The organism is Pontibacter cellulosilyticus, assembly GCF_014306105.1.
GTDB lineage: Bacteria > Bacteroidota > Bacteroidia > Cytophagales > Hymenobacteraceae > Pontibacter > Pontibacter cellulosilyticus.
Window position 1 is genome coordinate 1,710,200 of sequence record NZ_JACRVF010000001.1, and the last position, 19,233, is coordinate 1,729,432.

Below are 19,233 nucleotides of genomic sequence, written 5' to 3' on the forward strand. Positions count from 1 at the left end.
GAGATCCGGTGCCTGTTAGGGCAGCGCGTAAGCGCAGGAGGGAACACAGCGCGATGCCCAAAGGCGAGGCCTCGCGGCCTTGAGCGCACCAAAGCCAGAGGTGAAAGTATGGGCAAGTAAGACTAAGGAAAGGAGCTCGCTAGTTAGGTAGGCAGAAAGTATAGAAAACCCTGCTGCATAACCCTATAATCAAAAAGGGAGCTACCAAACCGGCAGCTCCCTTTCAAAATCAAAGTATAAAATCTACTTAGTTACCAGCAGAAGTGGTAGCAGAGGCCGGAGCTTTTTTCTCCTGCTTATACTTGTTATCAAACTTCTCATACAGGTACTTCTGCTTGTTGTTCAGGTCGATTTTACGTCCCTGAATAAAAGCATGCGTTACATTGTTAGTGCGCATGTCCAGCAAGTCACCAGATGATACAACGATCGTAGCGTCTTTACCTACTTCAACAGAACCTGCCTGCTTATCGATACCTAAGATCTTAGCTGTGTTTAGCGAAACAGAAGCTAATGCCTGCTCTTTGTCAAGGCCATAGGCAGCGGCAGTACCAGCAATAAAAGGCAGGTTACGAATACCATGGATGCTCAAGTCATAGTCCAGGGCAAATTGTACACCGGCTTTGTGCAGCAGGTAAGGTGTCTTGTATGGCATGTCTACATCTTCCTCGGCACGAGATGGCAACGCATGCACACCAGAATAGATTACAGCTACATTGTTTGCCTTTAGGAAATCAGCAACAGATACGGCATCGCGTGCGCCCACTACTACAATTTCCTTCACCCCATGCTTCTTCGCAAAGTTAACCGACTCGATGATCTCTTTACCGAAGTTAGTGTGGATGTACAGCTTTTTAGAACCATCAAACAAACCGGCAGTAGCAGCCAGCTTCAGGTTCTCGTTGTCATGCTTGCCAGCTTTGTAAACTGCAGCATCTCTGAATAGCGTAGCCAACTCTGTTAAGGCTGTTTCACGCTGCTCTCTCATGCGGCCAAGGCGTGCATCGTAAGCGCTGTTACCAGTTGCTATAAGCATGTTTGGCCAGTTCAGGTGTATACCTTCGTCAGCTTTTACAATAGCGTCTTCCCAGTTCCAGGCATCCAGCTGCACCACAGAAGATGAACCGGCAATGGTACCACCTACCGGCGTTACCTGCGTCATCAGTACACCGTTTGTACGGATAGTTGGGATGATATCAGAATCGGTATTGTAAGCGATCACAGAACGCACATGTGGGTTAAGATCGCCTACTTCGCGCCAGTCGATGGTAGCACGCACGCTTTCAATCTCGTTCAGGCCTAGGTTAGAGTTCGGGTGGATAAGACCTGGATAGATGTGCTGCCCGGTTACATCCACTACCTCATAGCCACTTAAGTTGGCACCGCTCTGCGGACCAGCATACGTGATCTTGCCTTTATCAAAACCAACAGCGGCATTCTCAACTACCTGACCGTTGCCAATGTGCAGAGTAGCACCTTTCAGTAGCACCGGCTTGCTTTGCTTTGGTGCGGCAGCCGGTACCTGAGCAAATACAGGCACGCTCAGCATTAGCGCTACAAAAGCAGAAATATATCTTTTATGAATTTTCATCTTCAAAACAGTTTAAGAATTAATGCGCAAAGTATGACTCTTCCTCGTTGTGCTCCACGTCTTCGCAATGCACCACGCTAGCTCTTCTCATAGCAGGAGCCTGCGTTCTGGCACCACCCGTTTTAGCATTCAGCATCGCCTGGATCAGGCGCATACGCTCTTTCTCCAGTTCCTCACGCATCTGCTCATCACGCTCCAGGTCATAGTAAGCAATACCATCTACAAAAGTTTTTAGCGGCTTCGCATAGATCGATAGCGGGTTATCGTTCCAAAGCACTACGTCAGCGTCTTTACCAGCTTTTATACTTCCCATTCTGTCGTCCAGGTGAAGCAGTTTGGCAGGGTTAAGCGTTACCATTTTAAGGGCGTCTTCTTCGCTTACACCAGCATACTTCACACTCTTGGCAGCTTCCTGGTTCAGGCGGCGTGCCATCTCAGCATCGTCAGAGTTGATAGCCGTTACCACACCCAACTGGTTCATAAGTCCAGCGTTCTGCGGGATAGCGTCTTTCACCTCCATTTTGTAAGCCCACCAGTCAGAAAAAGTAGAGCCACCAATACCGCGCTCTTTCATCTTGTCGGCTACTTTGTAACCTTCCAGAATGTGCGTGAACGTGTTCACCTTAAAGCCCATCTCATCGGCCACCTGCATCAGCATGTTAATCTCAGACTGTACATAAGAGTGGCAAGTGATAAAGCGCTTATCGTTCAGGATTTCTACCAGGGCGTCAAGCTCCAGGTCACGACGCGGTGCAGGAGTCTTTGATTTCTCTCTTTTAGAAAGGCTGTTGTAAGTTTTCCAGCTTTGCTCATACTCTTTAGCTCTCTGGAAAGCATCTACAAACACCTGCTCTACACCCATTCTAGACTGCGGGAAGCGGATGTTGGCGTTGTTGCGGTTGGACTGCTTTACGTTCTCACCCAATGCAAACTTGATAAAGCCATCGGCATTCTCTACCATCAGCTCCTCAGGGCTCTTACCCCAACGCAGTTTGATAATCGCCGACTGACCACCTATCGGGTTCGCAGAACCATGCAGCAACTGCGAAGTAGTAACACCACCTGCCAACTGACGGTAAATGTTGATGTCGTCGGAGTTCACCACATCGGCCATACGCACCTCGGCAGTTACAGACTGTGTGCCTTCGTTTACACCGTTCAGGGCAATGTGTGAGTGCTCGTCGATGATACCCGGCGTTACGTGCTTGCCTGTACCGTCTACAATCTTAGCACCGTTCTCCGTCAGGTTTTTGCCTACTTTGGCAATCTTACCATTCTTGATCAGAACGTCAGCATTTTCAAGCTTACCTTCTTTCTCGTTTGTCCAGACAGTGGCGTTTTTGATAAGTATAGTTTCCTGCTTAGGAAGCTCATTCTGGCCATAGGCACGGAACGGATAGATTATGTTGCCTAGCTGTGGAGCTTTAGCAACTTTCGTGCTGTCGCTTTTCGCTTTCTGGCTCATGGCCTCTGAGAAAGTGGCCGTCCATTTAACAGTAGAAGCATCAGGCAACTGGCCTTCACCTTGTAGATTTTTATCCTGTAACCAGCCACTTAAACGGATGCTTTCTTTGCTCTTCTTGTCTTTGTTAAAAGAAAGTGTAACCAGGTTACCGTTGAAAGTGATCTTACCAGACACGGTGTCTTTACCGATTACTTTCAGCTCCGGTCTTTCGGCAGTGCCGGAGATCATCAGTTTGCGATCCGGCTGCTGGGGCATTTTCAAAGTATAAACTCCTCTGTAATCAGAAGGCACTTCAGAGATCTTGTACTGGCTGCCCTGTACCCAGTTCTCCAGGATGATGTTATCTGCTGCAAATAGGTTACCGCTTGTTACGATAAAGTTTGCCAACATACCTTTGTTCAGGCTACCTACCTTGCTATCCGCGTTCAACAGTTTAGCAGGCGTAGCTGTAAGTGCTTTTAGTGCCTCCTCTTCGCTCAGGCCATACTGTATGGCTTTGCGCAGGTTAGGTAAAAAGTCTTTCTTATCTTTCAGATCAGAAGCTGTGAAAGCGATGGTAACGCCTGCTTTGTTTAGTAAAGCAGCGTTGGCAGGAGCCATTTCCCAGTGCTTCATGGCCTCTAGTGGCACACGGCGTGCATCAAATGGATCTTCCACGTTATAGGCATCCGGGAAGTTTAGCGAAAGTATGATCGGAGCGTTTGATGCTTTGATCTCTTTGATCATCTGGTACTCATCACCTCCACCTTTAATGATGTACTGCTTTCCAAACTCGTCGCCTACTTTATCAGCACGAAGTATGTCCAGTTTGCTGTCTACCTCAAAAATCTGTGGGTATTTGTTTGCAGCAGTAAAGGCTGTAAGGGAAATGTTCTGCTCTCTGGATGGGTTCTGAGTATTCCACTGCGCATCCAGGTAGGTCTGGCGAAGCAGGGCGATAGATCCCATCAAAGAATTTGGATAGTCCTGTGTAGAAGAACCCTTATCAAACGATAATGCACCGGCTGCTTTGTCAAGTACCACTACTTCGTTTTCACGCTTGTTATCGGCCAGCGTTACAAGGGTGGCAGTACCACGGGCAATACCATCACGGTGAACAGCCAACACAGTACCGAAGCCCAGCTTACGCATTTCCTCAGCCTGCTTCTTGTCTACTTTGAAAAGCTCTACGGCATTGGTCTCTGGTTTTATGGCCTGGTTCCAGCTATAGGCACCCTGCTTTTTAGATTCCATCTGGGGCGGAGAACCCCATCCACCACGCTCACTTTTCACCTCAGGCATACCGTAGCCGGTAAACATATCCACCAAACCCGGGTAGATGTGCTTGCCTTTGGCATCGATGGTAACAGCACCTGCAGGCACTTTTACACCTGTGCCAACAGCTTCTACCTTACCATTGCGGATAAGCAATGTCGCGTTGCTGATAGTGGTTTTGTAATCTGTGTGGATGGTGGCGTTAGTGAGGGCTACCAGTCCGGAGCGCTCATCATACACCCCATTGCGCGGAAAAGTCTCCTGCGCCATCACGTGGCCTGCGCCCAAGGCAAGGCAAGCCGCAATGGTTAAGATTTTTTTCATCCGATTGAGTTAAGGTGGTTTAGTTTAGTATGATTAGTTGTAGATACTCAAATATAAAATCTATCACTGAAATTACTATACTTTGAGGCCATAATTTATTGTGCTTCAACAATTAACGGCATTATCCAACTATAAATAGTGTTTGTACAGTGATTTTAGTTCCATGCTATAGACTATAAATTTTGTAAAAGGCTTAATCACACCTATAGATTAAGTATAAAAAACTTCGTATATTTCCTAAGCTTCAGCCACTTAACTTGTAGCCCACAAGACTAACAGCTAAAAGCACGTCACTTCTTTTAACCCCTGGTTATGAAAAAGATATTTGTGTTAGTTGTGCTGCAAGTGGTTGCGGCATTAACAATGGTGCAGGCTCAAACCGACAGCACTATGGTAACGGCTGAAAACAGCGAAATCAAAAAAGGGTTTATACCTATACCAGTACTCTACTACACCCCCGACACCCGGCTGGGCTTCGGGGCTGCCGTGATCGGGTACATGCAGCTTAAAAGCAAAACCGATGACACCTATACCCGCCTCTCCACAGCACGCCTCCTAGTTGATTATACTTTGAACAAGCAGACAGACCAGCAACTGGAGTGGAACATTTTTACCAGAGAGGAAAAGTACTTTTTGCGCGGCGAGTTGCGCCACCGCAAGTATGTAGACCGCTTTTATGGCATCGGCAACGAGTCGCTTGTGGCAAACGACGAGAAGTATGAATATGAGCTGGTAAATGCCCGCCTTGGCGCACTTAAGAAAACCGGTAAGCACACCTTTGCCGGCCTCGACGTGCAGCTTACCAATTACTATAACATAGAACTGCACGATGGCGAGGAGTCTGGTACAAGTATACTTTTAACTGAACAGGTTCCGGGCTACAAAGGCGGGTACAACGGCGGTGTGGGTGCCGTGTTCCTCTACGACTCCCGCGATAATGTCGCATTTGCCAGCAGCGGCATTTTTCTGGAGGCAGCAGCTTATAGCTACGGAAGCATACTTGGCGGCGACTTCGATTACAGCAACTACAGCCTGAACTTCAGCAAGTACCATGCACTTAAACCCAACCACGTGCTGGGCAGTAACACCTTCATCAACATCAACAACGGCGAAACGCCTTTGTACAGAATGGCAACTGCAGGCGGAGACAGAATTCTGAGAGGCTATGCGCGCAACCGATTTATAGACCAGAACTTTGCTGGCACACAGGTGGAATACCGCTTTCCAGTGTATAAACGCTTTGGCATGACCACGTTTGCAGGCTTAGGCGATGTCTTTGACAAACCTTCCGATGTGAGTTTCTCAACTCTAAAATATTCCGTAGGCGGTGGTATTCGCTATGCCCTGAACCAGGAGCAGAAGCTTAACATAAGGGCAGACATTGGCTACGGACGCGAAGGCACTAATTTTTATATCGTAATTGGGGAAGCGTTTTAAGAGGCATGTTTGTGCTCAAGGTATAAAAGCTTAAGTTTGCATACTTAGTAATGCAACCACAAGCCTCATGCCCGCTACAGATTATAAGTTCTCACCTTTCATACAAAAGCTGGTATTTATACTTCTGATTCTATTACTGCTATTTACGCCTTTGTTTACGTCGCCACTTGCACTGCTGGCTGGCTTGGCAGTGGGTCTTATGGTGGGCAATCCTTTTCCAGTGGCCTCGGCTAAAGGTTCTAAGTATATTTTACAAGCTGCAGTGGTTGGCCTGGGCTTTGGCATAAACCTGTACCAGGTAACAGAAACCGGGCTTAGTGGACTGATTTATACCTTTGTCTCGCTTACCATAACCATGGTGCTAGGCATTGCTTTAGGACGGACTTTTGGTATTGCACCCAAGCTTACGCACCTCATCTCGGCAGGAACGGCTATTTGCGGAGGCAGTGCCATTGCTGCGGTGGCTCCGGCTATAAAAGCATCAGCCAAAGAGATTTCGGTGGCACTGGGCATTGTGTTTATACTTAATGCGCTGGCGCTGTTCATCTTCCCCGAGATCGGCTACTCTTTGCAATTATCTCAGCAGCAGTTCGGTTTGTGGGCAGCCATTGCCATACACGATACAAGCTCAGTAGTTGGGGCCGCCAGCCGCTACGGCGACGAAGCCCTGCAACTGGCCACCACGCTTAAGCTTACCCGCGCCCTCTGGATCGTGCCACTAGTGTTGGTTTCAGGGCTTATCTTTAAATCAGAAAGCAAGAAAGTCTCCATCCCTGTTTTTATACTTCTGTTTATACTTGCTTCAGTGCTGATAACCTTTGTACCAGCCATCAAAACGGTATCCCCATTTATACTTTTTGCAGCTAAAAAAGCCCTGCTTCTCTCCCTCTTCCTTATAGGCGCAAACCTGAACATGGCAACCATCCGCAGCATCAGCGCCAGGCCTTTTTACCAGGGGTTTATACTTTGGGTTCTGATAGCGTTCTCATCCTTATTTGTGATCTACTTCTGGGGCTAACACCTTCAGTTTGATAGGCTTGCAGTATCAGTAGTGTGATATACACCTGCTGGAACAGCATTTCCTTTACCACCTGAAAACCTGCCACTTCCGGAACTATAAGCGGTTAAACATTGTAACTATTCAAATACATGAATTCATGTTCATGTATTACTTAATTACATTTACCAAAGTATGAGTACCTTAAAAGTGCGGGTGGACAAGAAAAAGCTTGAAAGAGCAGCTTATATTCTTAAATGTGTTGCCCATCCTGTTCGTATAAGTATAATAGATTTGCTGGAGCAGCGTGAACGGTTAACTGTATCTGAGATACAGCAGGTGCTGGAGATTGAGCAGTCTCTGCTGTCGCATCACCTTACCAACATGCGCGACAAAGGCATTGTAGATACACAGCGTGAAGGCAAGCGGGTTTACTATTTTTTAACCGATACCACTATTACCAGCATCATCAGTTGCATAAACGGCTGCCGGGTGTTTTAAGAAGAAGCACGTGCGTAAGTTGCGGCAGTTTATTTTAAAGTATAAATTGCTTTACAGCGTTACCTTTGTAAATAATAAACGTTAATTAACATCTAGCGTAATTCCCATCTAAAGCCATGAAAATGATTATCCTAAGTATAATTACTGCCCTTATTTTCAGTTGCTCGCAACCGCAGCAGGACGTTGCAAAAGTAAAGCAGCTTACACCAAATGAGTTTAAAAAGCAGAAATTAAGCAGCAAGTCTGTACTGCTTGATGTACGCACCCCCGAGGAGTTTTCAGCGGGCCATTTAGACGGAGCCGAGAACGTAGATTACCGTGGCGGCGACTTTGCAAAACAGATGAGTAATTGGGATAAAGACAAAGTATATTACCTGTACTGCGCTTCCGGCAACCGAAGCGGCAAGGCAGCAGAACTGTTGCGAGAGGCTGGCTTTAAACACATTTACAATATTGGTGGCTACAATACGCTAAAGGAAGCAGGGGTGCCCACAGAGGTAAAAGTGAAAGAGTAGCCTGTTACAATTGTAAAACTGGCTGGGGTATAAATTGCACTGTTTTCAACCTGTTTCTTTGATAAAAATACAACCTGTTACCTTTACGCCTAATTAAATTGTACATTTGTATTTCACGCTAAGCTCTTTTTAGACCTATGCCTTTTAAAACCATATACCAATCCGATTTCTATACCATTGAGGTAGATGTAGAAGGCAACCTCCTTCAGTCAAAGTGGCACAGGCCTGTAAACGCACAGGAAATAGAGTTGGGTGGCACCAAGTTGTACGAGGTATTGCGCGATACAAAAGTTGAGCGTGCCGTTGCAAATGCACAGGATCTAGGTAGTTTACCCGCAGCCTCTAAAGACTGGCTTTCGACTACTTTCTACCAACTGCTTTCGCAAACACAACTAAAAAGGCTAGCCAGGGTAATGCCCTCCAGTGTTTTCCATCAGGTAGCCCTCGAATCTGTGGTTACGCGCGCCGAAGCGCTTGGCGTTACAAAATTCGAGGTAAAGAACTTTGTTAGCCAACAAGAGGCCCTCAACTGGACGTTGGATATTTAAAGCTGCACCAACCACCCGTCTTCCATCTTCAGAAATTTCTTCGCTCAAATTGCTTAACGGCATTTGCAATATCCCTATATTCTGATGTATCTTTAATCGGAATTGGAGCAGAAGAAATATGCGCGTATTACATACCTCAGACTGGCACCTGGGCCAGCGCTTAGTCAACCTAGAACGTACCGAAGAACACCAGCACTTCCTTAACTGGCTGCTGCAGACCATTGAGCAGGAGCAGGTAGAGGTGTTGCTCATGTCGGGTGATGTTTTCGATAACGGATCTCCCTCTAATACCGCACTAAAATTATACTACGACTTTTTGCGACGCGCCTGCGCCACCTGCTGCCGGCATATAATTATTACTGGCGGTAACCACGACTCCATCTCTACGCTTAATGCACCCAAAGAGCTTCTGGAGTATTTTAACATTCGTGTAATTGGAGGAGCATCAGCAGACCCATTAGACGAACTAATACAGCTGCACAATGAGCAGGGCGAACTGCAGTTGGTTGTGTGCGCCGTACCTTTCCTCCGTGACCGCGACGTGCGCCTCTCTGTACCCGGCGAAACCGCTGAAGAGCGTGAGCAGCGCATCAAGCAAGGTATCGCCGATCATTATCACGCCTTTGTGCCGCACATCCAGAAGTATAAAACCCAAAGCATACCGGTGCTGGCCATGGGGCATTTGTTTGCTGCAGGCGGCTCAGCCTCTGAAAGCGAGAAGGAGATACACGTAGGCAACTTGGGGCAGATTGGGGCAGATCAGTTCCCGAAGGAATTTGATTATGTAGCGCTTGGTCACCTGCACCGGCCCCAGATGGTAAACAAAGCGCACCACATCCGCTACTCCGGTTCTCCTATTCCGCTTAGCTTTAGCGAGGTTACCGATACCAAAGTAATTTTTATACTTGATTTTGAAGAAGGCAAACTGGCTGACCTCCGTGATGTAGAAATTCCGTGTTGCCGGAAACTGGTGCGCTTTAAAGGAACGCTGGATAAGGTGAAGCACCAGATCGCCCTCTACGACAATAGCGCTTATACTTTGCCAGCCTGGGCCGAACTGCAGGTAGAACTGGAGGCTCCCCTACCCGACCTTAACCAGCAACTGGAAGAGGTACTGAAGTTGAAAGAAAGTGAACTGCAACTGCTCATCCACAGGCCTCCGCTTATCCAGAAATCACGGCAAACGCTGGAGCAACAGGTACAGGAAGAAGCAGACCTACACGTGCTCACTGAGAAAGAGGTGTTCGTTAAACGCTGCCAAAGCTCCTTTCCCGACTCAGATCATGCAGAGCTGATAGCTACTTTCTCAGAACTGCTTGAGCTGATGAACCAGGAGCAGGAGAGTTAATCAAAAGACCTCGCGCAGTTCCTGAGAGTGTTTCAATTTTATTCGAAAGTAATATCCATTATAAGGTATGAGCAGCACATTCAAATCTAAGTTTAACTATAAATTATACTTTCTAGTATTACTTTTTCTCCCATTTCTACTGGTATTATTTGCCGGGCTTTCTACGCTAGTAGAGAATATTAAAAGTGGAAGTTATTTTAATGAGTTTGGTCTTACAGTCATTATGCCTGCTGTGATCATTGCACTTACTTATTACTCATTTCGCTTTTATATTACCAAGTCACCGAAAGTTGAAATCGATGAAAGAGAAATCCGAATTGGCGATAACAGTATAAGTTTCAGTGAAATTGATAAGATAAGAGTACGAAGTAAACATAACACTTACTTCTTAATAATGCCTTATCATTATTCCGAAGCAAGCTCTATTATTTTGAAGAATGGTAAAGAGTATGTTTTATATGTAGAGCATTATCTGAATGGAAATCTAATCAGAGTTAACCTGAATAATTTAAATAAATATTTAGGAGGACAGACCTCTTACTTCAAAGTGTCTACCTCTGCTGTTTCTCAAAAGCAACCTCAGCAATTTTACAAAGAAGACTTTCACGAATATAGACAGCCACCTTACAAGTTCGCTAACTACTATATTTTCTTTCCTTTTATAATGTTCCTCATTTATTTCGTTTTCAGCTTTGATGCTCCAGTTATTTTGAGAAGTATTTTCTTAGGAATTGCCCTATTGTTCTACTCCATCCTTGTTCGACAAAGCCACTATTTTTTAGTATCAGAAGATGTTCTAATTGTCAAAAACTACCTTTTCCCATGGTGGAAAAGGTCTTTCCCAACAAATAGTATTTATCAAGCCACTACAGAACATCAGCCTAAGCAAGAGCTAGCATTAAAAATCATAACTACAGATTTCAGAATATACCGTTACCAATCTGGCTTAATGAATGATAGCATGTTCAGAGATTTGATTAGTGGTTTAAAAGTTAGACGTAGGGTTTTACATCAAACAATATAGAAATGTTTAACAAGATCATTTAACTCTGAAGATTCATAGACAATCTCACTGTTGGCTAAGTTATACCAGTAAACCCATGAAAATCCTAGCTGTACGTTTCCAGAACCTGAACTCGCTAAAAGGAAAACACGAGATTCGCTTTGATCAAAGCCCTTTGGCAGAGGCAGGTTTATTTGCGATAACCGGGCCTACTGGCGCCGGTAAAACCACTATTCTGGATGCGATCACAGTTGGGCTTTACGGCAGAGTGCACCGCCACAACGAGGAAAAGCCACTCGAACTAATGACGCGCCACACAGCAGAAAGCACTTCGGAAGTGGAGTTTGAAGCCAACGGCAGGCGCTACCGTTCTAAGTGGAACATCCGTCGCAGCCGCGGCAAACTGGATGGAAAAATTCTGGCCGTGCACATGGAACTGTGCGACCTGGAAGATGACAAGCCATTCGACCTGAGGCCAAGTCAGGTGCCGGAGAAAGTTGCAGAACTGTGTGGCCTGGACTACAGCCAGTTTTTGCGGTCTGTTATGCTATCGCAGGGTGATTTTGCGCGTTTCCTGAAAGCCAGTTCCAGCGAGCGAAGCAATTTACTCGAGAAGATCACGGACACCGGCATCTATTCAGAAATATCGAAGTATGCATTTGAGAAGGCGAAAATTGAACGCCAGAAGCGTGAAGACCTAGAGCGCAAACTAAAAGATGTACAGCTACTACCGGAGGAGCAGTTACAAGCTTATCAGCAAAGTATAACTGAGCTTACAGCGCAGGAGGCTATACTTCGGGCAGAGCAAAATACGCTGCAGGAAAAAGTGCAGTGGCTACAGCAGGTAGCGCAACTGCAGGCAAAGCAACAGCAACACAAATCAACTCTTCAGGCACAGGAGCAGAAACTGGAAAGCCTGCAACCGGATTTCCTAAAACTGCAGCACCACGAACAGGCGCACCAGTTTGTAGGAGAGCTGGCTGAGATCAAAAGTATAAACGGAAAGGTAGCCGAAGTACAGGAGCAGTTGCAGTTACTGGAGAAACGCATTCCCGTACTCGAAACAGAATTGGAAGCCGCCGGTAAACTAGCGCTGGAGGCCTCTAAAGCACAGGTGCAACAGGAACAGGCGCTGCAGGCACTTGAGCCTGTGCTGGTCGAGGTAAATAAACTGGACCACCAACTCAATAGCATCCGCGAATCTTACAGTAAGAACAAAACTGCTTATGTTACTTTCGAAGAGCAGCTGAAGCAGGAAAAAACGCTACACCAAAGCAAACAGCAGGAGCTGGAGAAGCTAACGCAGGAGGCAACAAGTATAAAAAACTGGCTGGAGCAAAATGCAAAGCTACAGGACCTTAAAGAATATCTGCCGGAGTTTAAGACCACACTACGCGACATTCAGGACGTGGAGCAGCGGATAAAGCGCAACAAGCACGAACAACAGGAACTGGAGCAGCTACGGCAACAGGAAGCACAGCAACGCAACAGCCTACAAGAGGCGCTTGTGCAACAGCAGGAGCAGCAAGTTAAGCATCAGCAACAGAAAGAGGAGAAACTGGCAGAGCTCCAGGTTATACTTGCTGTCAAAAGTATGGAAGAGCTGGAGCAGGCGGCTCAGTCGCAGCCGGCACTGGTTGCAAAGTATGAGCGTTTGCTCGAGCTGGCACAGCACCACACCGGGCATCAGCAGAAGCTGCAAAGTATAATTGAGCAAAAACAGCAGCACGAACAGCAGCTAACAAAAACAAACCAGCAGCTAAAGGAAACGCAGGCAAAGTATAAGCAGGCGCTGGAGCACCTGGAGGCTCTGCAAAAACTGGTACAGCTGCAACAGCAGATTCAGCAATATGAGGAAGCACGCCATACTTTACACAAAGATGAGCCTTGCCCGCTGTGTGGGTCAAAAGAGCACCCTTTTGCCGATGGTGGCTATATATTTGACCTGCCGGAGGAGGTGCAGAAGCGCGACAGTCAACAACTGCTGGTAAAAGAACTTGAACAAAGTATAAATCAGCTACATTTAGCAGCGGGTACACTGGAGCAGAAGAAACAACTAACTACTACCGCTATAGCCGATTCGGAAGCAGAAATAAATCGCTTATTGCTGGCCTTTGAGCAGCTGGCAGAGGGGCTTGCGCAACGAATAGAAATTTCGGAATCAGGTAAACTGGCCTCGCTCCTGAGCAGCCAGCAGGAATCGGCGCAGGTGTTACAGCAACAACTAGCGCAGGCACGTGCCTTAAGCCGTACCCTGGAAAGTATAAATCAGCAATTGCAACAGCTCCGCGAGGAACAGCTGCAAACCCAGGCAAAGTATGAGCAACTGCAGCAAACTGATAAGCTACACCTTTCGCAACTGCAAAAACTGCAAACTACCCTTACCGACGATCAGGAGCAGCTACAGGTGCACACGCAGACTGCCGGGTCTTTTGCATCAACTTACGGGTTAAAGTATGTATCTGAAGAAAGGCTTTTGCTGCAGCAGGAACTGGACAAATTGGCAAGTACCTACACACAGAAGCAGCAGCAACTGGAGGGAATGCGGGAGCAGTATGCTTCTACCAGGGAGCAGGTAAAGCACCTGAAAGAGCGCGTGCAGGAAAAAGAAACCGAACTGCAGCAGCGCCAGCAAGCCTTAAAGGAAGAGCATGAACAACTGGCAATCCTGAAAGCTAACCGCAATACATTGTTTGGAGATAAAGATCCGGAGCAGGAGCGCAAAAAGGCTCAGCAAGAGCGGAAAACGATAGCCGAACGAGCCGAAGAAGCCCGTAGCCTACAGCAGCAGAAACAGCAGGAGCTGCAGGAAACGAAAAGCCGCCAAGCCGACTGCCATTCAAAGCACCAGCAGAACAAGTCTGTGCTCGATGAGCTAAGTGCAGGGCTGTTGCGCGTGCTGCAGCAAAAAGGCATTGAAACGATTGAGGCACTCAGCCAGATGCTGCTCGAGCGTGACGAAGCAGACAGATTAGCCAACCTGAAAGCCCAGACTGAAAAGCACCTGACCGAACTACGCAAAAGTATAAGCGATGTGGAGCAGGAACTGGCACAGCTGCAGGCAGAAGAACTCACAACCGAAAGTATAGACCTACTGCAGCAACAGCACCAGCAAAGCACTGAAAAAAACCGTGACCTTATTGCCCAGCGTGCCCGTCACCAACAACTCCTGGAGTTGGATGCACTGCAGCGCAACAAGAATAAAGCATTGGCCGAGGAGTTAAGTGTACAACAGCAGGTATACCAGCGCTGGGCACAGCTTGCAGACCTGATCGGCTCCTCTGACGGCACCAAGTTCAGCAAGTTTGCCCAAGGCTTAACGCTGGCAAGACTTGTAGAACTGGCAAACCGCCACCTGCACAAGCTCAACGATCGCTACCGCATTCTTAAAAGCGCTGCCGACGATCTGGAACTACTCATCGTAGATACCTACCAAGCAGAGGCTGTCCGTCCTATGAACACACTGTCCGGTGGCGAAAGCTTTTTGGTAAGTCTGGCACTGGCCCTAGGGCTATCCGATTTGGCCGGCCGACGTACCCAGATCAATTCACTTTTCATTGATGAGGGCTTCGGCACACTGGATGCGGAGACACTGGACGCTGCCATTACGACACTGGAAAACCTGCAGGAAAGCGGCAAAATGATCGGAATAATTTCACACGTAGAAGCTCTGAAAGAACGCATCAGCACACAGGTAAAAGTGCAAAGGCAGCCAGGCGGCGTGAGTAAAGTAGAGGTAGTTAGCTGGTAACATCCTGCCACAAAATAACACAAGCTATACTACCACTTTACTCATAAAGTACTATATTGCGCCGCATTTATATTTCAACCCGATTTTCAGTATGAAAACAACTTTTACAAAACTAACAGGCCTTTTCGCAGGCCTGGGCCTTCTGCTTTCCAGTTGCGCATCCAGCTACCACTCCATCCGTCCGGAGCGCATAAACTACCACGCTAAAGTAGAAAGCAACAACGTAGAGCTGCAGTACAAGTATGATGTATTGGCTGAGGCAGGAAACAAGAAGTATGCGAAAAAGGAAAAGAAAAGCCTTGTACAGGTAGTGGCAGTTAAGTATACCAACAACACAGACCGCGTGATTGACCTTTCGCAGGATGTTAAATTACTATCAGGCGCCAACCAGTTCACACCCATGACTCCTGAACTGGCACACAGACAGCTGAAGCAGGGTGTACCCATTTATTTACTATACTTACTGCTTACTCCTGCAAAACTTATCACTGAAGAGGAGTATGTAAATGGCCGTATGGTGAGCCAGAATTCTTTCCCGATTGGTGTAGTGCTTGGCCCGGGGCTTACTATTTTTAACATCGTACGATCTGCTTCAGCAAACAAAGAAATGCTGGAGGAGCTGCAACGGTACAGCATTATAAACCGCAAAGTGATGCCAGGCGAAACAGTGTATGGTCTGATCCCAATTGCGAATAGCGGGTACAACCCGATTACCATCAAAGCAGATGATTTTTCTGTATCAAAATAACACTTTCTGCACTTAAGGAACTTTATTTATAAATCTGGCCTTTTTTAGCTGACCCAACAGGTTACTAAAAAAGGCCAGATTATTTATATTCTGGTTAATCTAGAAAAATGACCATACTACCTACACATTTAAGGCATTCATCTATTAGGTAGTGCTTTATTCCTATTATATAGTATATTAGCTTTAACAAAACTAAACTAAACACCTGCTTATGAACTCACCGTTATTTGGTACTACCACGCGATGGAAAAAGTCGCTGCTGGTACTTTGTTCGTTAGGTTTGATGCTGGAGCCAGCCATGGCCCAGGATGCAGCTAAAACTGAAAAGGACAAAGATAAAAAAGAGAAAAAGGACCTGCCGCTGGAAGGTGCCCGCAAAGTAAAAATTAACACCACCGAGGGCTCCTGGCTATCGCTGGACGTGAGCCCGGACGGCAGCAAACTGTTGTTCGACATGCTGGGCGATTTATACTTGCTTCCGGTTGGTGGCGGTAAGGCAGAGCAGCTTACTACTGGCATGTCTTTCGACACGCAGGGCCGCTTTAGCCCGGATGGCAAATCCATTGTTTTCATCTCCGACAGAGACGGTTCTGACAACGTGTGGACAATGGACCTGGCTACGAAGAAGACGAAGCAGATCAGCAAGAGCAAGAATGAAAACTTCCAGTCTGCTGAGTGGACTCCAGACGGTGAGTACCTAATCGCTTCAAAAGGTCGTCGTAACCTGAAGCTGCACATGTACCATAAAGAAGGTGGCTCTGGCGCTGAACTTATTAGCAAGCCGGACAACCTGAAAACCGTGGAACCTGCCTTTGGCAAAGACGGCCGTTACATCTGGTTCTCGCAGCGCAACGGCGCCTGGAACTATAACGCGCAGCTGCCGCAGTACCAGCTGGCGACTTACGACCGCGAAACCGGCGACATCGACACTAGAACATCACGCTATGGCTCTGCCTTCACGCCTACCCTGTCACCGGACGGAACATGGTTGGTGTACGGTACACGCTATAACAACCAGACAGGTCTGGTAGCACAGAACATCAGAACAGGTGAAGAGAAGTGGCTGGCCTACCCGGTACAGCGCGACGAGCAGGAATCTATTGCTCCGATGGGCGTACTTCCGGCTATGTCTTTCACGCCTGACAGCAAAAACCTGATCGCTTCTTATGGCGGTAAAATCTACAGCTTGCCGGTTGACGGCGGTGCTGCCAAAGAAATACCTTTCCAGGTAGACGCTGAGATTGAAGTTGGCCCTAAGCTGGACTTTAAATTCCCGATAAAAGACGACAAGATGATGACCGTAACCCAGATCAGGGATGCGGTGATGTCGCCAAACGGGAAGCAGCTGGCCTTTACTGCCTTGGACAGACTTTATGTAATGGACTACCCAAGCGGTACACCAAAGCGTTTGACAGATGCTAATTATACTGAGGCGCAGCCTGCCTGGTCTCCTGATGGCAAGCAGCTGGCTTATGTAACTTGGGAAGAAAAAACCGGTGGTGCTATCTACAAGATCAACGCTAACGGAAAAGGCAAACCATCAAAAGTTACTGTTGAGAAAGCCGTGTTCCAGGACCCTGTGTGGTCACCTGACGGAAGCAAGATCGTTTTCATTAAAGGTTCTGCACAGGCTTACCGTGAAGCAGAAGGTCCGGGTGCATTTGCATCAAGACTGAATATTAACTGGGTACCTGCCAAAGGTGGCGAGACAAACTACATTGCCAAAGCTAACGTGGGTTCTAAGCCACACTTCGTAAAAGGCGATGACCGCATTTACCTGTACAATGGCAGCGATGGCCTTATCTCTATTCGTTGGGATGGCACTGACAAGAAGTCGTTCCTACAGGTGAAAGGCATTACAACGTTCGGCTCTGTGGAGGACATGATTGAGGAAGAAATGAACCACAACATGCACCTGGAAGAGCGTGAGCCACAGCAGAAGCCATCTACGGCCTCTACTCTTATTAAGGCACCTGTTGGCGACAAAGCCTTGGCCCTGATCAACAACGAGATCTATGTAGTAACCATACCTGAGAAAGGTGGCGAGACGCCAAACATTTCGGTGGCCGATGTAAACAATTCGCAGTTCCCAAGCTGGAAGCTGACAGAGATCGGTGGCCAATTCCCAAGCTGGTCTGCTGACGGTAAAACAGTTTACTGGTCTATCGGTAATGGCTTCTTCTCTTACAACTTAGATGAGGCAAAGGCTAAAAAAGAAGAGCTAGAGCTGAAGAAAGAGGCTGAGAAAGCAAAAGCCGAGGCGAACAAAGACGAAGCTAAAAAGGACGAGGCTAAGAAAGAAGAAGCCAAGAAAGACGAAGGCTATAAACCAACAGAGACCAAAATTGCTATTCAGGTAGAGCGTGATATACCACAGGGTACTATCCTGTTGCAGGGCGGCCGCATCATCACTATGAACGGCGACCAAGTGATCGAGAATGGTGACATCCTGATCGAGAATAACCGCATTAAAGCTGTTGGCCCTACCGGTACGCTTACAGTACCAAAAAGCGCTAACGTGGTGGATGTGAAAGGCAAAACCATCACTCCTGGCTTTATCGATACACATGCACACATGTGGCCTCGTTGGGGAGTACACACAAACCAGGTATGGATTTATGCAGCTAACCTGGCTTACGGTGTAACGACAACCCGCGACCCGCAAACAGGCACAACCGACGTGCTAACCTATGCCGATATGGTGGACGCTGGTAAAATGATAGGCCCAAGAGTTTACTCTACAGGACCTGGCGTTGGCTACTGGTCTTATAACCTGAAAAGCCTTGACCATGCCAAGCAAGTGCTGAAGCAGTACTCTGAATACTACAACACGAAGACCATAAAGATGTACCTGGTAGGTAACCGCCAGCATCGCCAGTGGATCATTATGGCAGCGAAAGAGCAGGGCTTGTTACCGACAACAGAAGGTGGCCTTGACTTTAAACTGAACATGACGCAGACAATTGATGGTTATCCGGGCCATGAACACTCGTTCCCGATTTACCCGCTGTACAAAGACGTGGTGGACCTGGTAGCGAAGTCAGAAATGACCTATACTCCAACGTTACTTGTATCGTACGGTGGTCCTTGGGCTGAGAACTACTACTATGCTACTGAAAATGTGATCGGTGACAAAAAGCTGAACTACTTCACACCTAAATCTGAACTGGATTCGAAGGCAAGACGCAGACCAGGTTGGTTCGCAAAAGAAGAGCACATCTTCGACCGCCACGCTGAGTTTGTTGATAAGCTGGTGAAAGCCGGTGGTTTAGCTGGCGTTGGTTCGCATGGCCAGTTGCAAGGCTTAGGTTACCACTGGGAGCTGTGGTCTATGCAGGCCGGTGGCATGAGCAACCTCGATGCGCTTAAAACAGCTACTATACTTGGTGCAAAAGGCTTAGGCCTTGATGGTGACATGGGTTCTATTGAAACCGGAAAACTAGCCGACCTAGTGATCATGGATCAGAACCCGCTGGAGAATATCCGCAACACCAACACCATTAAGCTTGTAATGCGCAACGGACGCTTGTACGATGCCAACACGCTGGATGAGCTGGCACCAACCAAACGCAAAGCCCCTAGCTTTGACTGGCACAGTGCTACACCAGTAGGTGTGCCTGGTATTCAGGAGTAACATATAAATTTCCCATAGTTAAAAAGTCCCTTTGCCTGTATGGCGAAGGGACTTTTTCTTTTACATGCACGTTGAAGTATAGTATCTTTGTTACAAGTATAGCAGCGCCTGTACTTTATA

The 19,233-nt window shown here is 47.2% G+C and carries 12 protein-coding genes; 10 read left to right on the forward strand and 2 right to left on the reverse strand.

The window, feature by feature from the left end; genetic code table 11:
- Nucleotides 1–247 precede the first annotated feature (247 nt).
- Nucleotides 248–1,588: an amidohydrolase family protein gene (locus tag H8S84_RS07365; RefSeq protein ID WP_187066579.1), complete on the reverse strand. Its 1,341-nt coding sequence runs from the start codon at nt 1,586–1,588 to the stop codon at nt 248–250.
- Between the two features lie 19 nt (nt 1,589–1,607).
- Complete coding sequence (locus tag H8S84_RS07370; RefSeq protein WP_187066580.1) at nt 1,608–4,631, reverse strand: amidohydrolase family protein; 3,024 nt, start codon at nt 4,629–4,631, stop codon at nt 1,608–1,610.
- Between the two features lie 312 nt (nt 4,632–4,943).
- On the opposite strand from H8S84_RS07370, the gene H8S84_RS07375 reads away from it, so the two are divergent.
- From H8S84_RS07375 to H8S84_RS07420, 10 genes are all read left to right on the forward strand, one after another.
- On the forward strand, nt 4,944–6,068 hold the full coding sequence (locus H8S84_RS07375; protein ID WP_187066581.1) for a BamA/TamA family outer membrane protein: 1,125 nt from the start codon (nt 4,944–4,946) through the stop codon (nt 6,066–6,068).
- Between the two features lie 67 nt (nt 6,069–6,135).
- Nucleotides 6,136–7,086: a YeiH family protein gene (locus H8S84_RS07380; protein WP_187066582.1), complete on the forward strand. Its 951-nt coding sequence runs from the start codon at nt 6,136–6,138 to the stop codon at nt 7,084–7,086.
- A gap of 174 nt (nt 7,087–7,260) precedes the next feature.
- Entirely contained in the window at nt 7,261–7,566 is a 306-nt protein-coding gene (locus tag H8S84_RS07385; protein ID WP_187066583.1) for an ArsR/SmtB family transcription factor, read from the forward strand.
- A gap of 116 nt (nt 7,567–7,682) precedes the next feature.
- Entirely contained in the window at nt 7,683–8,081 is a 399-nt protein-coding gene (locus H8S84_RS07390) for a rhodanese-like domain-containing protein (protein WP_187066584.1), read from the forward strand.
- A gap of 137 nt (nt 8,082–8,218) precedes the next feature.
- Complete coding sequence (locus H8S84_RS07395; protein ID WP_187066585.1) at nt 8,219–8,629, forward strand: hypothetical protein; 411 nt, start codon at nt 8,219–8,221, stop codon at nt 8,627–8,629.
- A 118-nt stretch (nt 8,630–8,747) separates the two neighbouring features.
- Complete coding sequence (locus H8S84_RS07400) at nt 8,748–9,977, forward strand: exonuclease SbcCD subunit D C-terminal domain-containing protein (protein WP_187066586.1); 1,230 nt, start codon at nt 8,748–8,750, stop codon at nt 9,975–9,977.
- Between the two features lie 67 nt (nt 9,978–10,044).
- Nucleotides 10,045–11,001 carry a hypothetical protein gene (locus tag H8S84_RS07405; RefSeq protein ID WP_187066587.1) on the forward strand — a complete coding sequence of 319 codons (957 nt, stop codon included), beginning with the start codon at nt 10,045–10,047 and terminating at the stop codon, nt 10,999–11,001.
- A gap of 76 nt (nt 11,002–11,077) precedes the next feature.
- Complete coding sequence (locus H8S84_RS07410; protein WP_187066588.1) at nt 11,078–14,731, forward strand: AAA family ATPase; 3,654 nt, start codon at nt 11,078–11,080, stop codon at nt 14,729–14,731.
- A gap of 91 nt (nt 14,732–14,822) precedes the next feature.
- Complete coding sequence (locus H8S84_RS07415) at nt 14,823–15,479, forward strand: hypothetical protein (RefSeq protein WP_187066589.1); 657 nt, start codon at nt 14,823–14,825, stop codon at nt 15,477–15,479.
- A 211-nt stretch (nt 15,480–15,690) separates the two neighbouring features.
- The gene (locus H8S84_RS07420) at nt 15,691–19,113 is read left to right on the forward strand and encodes an amidohydrolase family protein (protein WP_230407065.1); all 3,423 of its coding nucleotides are present in this window, start codon (nt 15,691–15,693) and stop codon (nt 19,111–19,113) included.
- Nucleotides 19,114–19,233 lie beyond the last annotated feature (120 nt).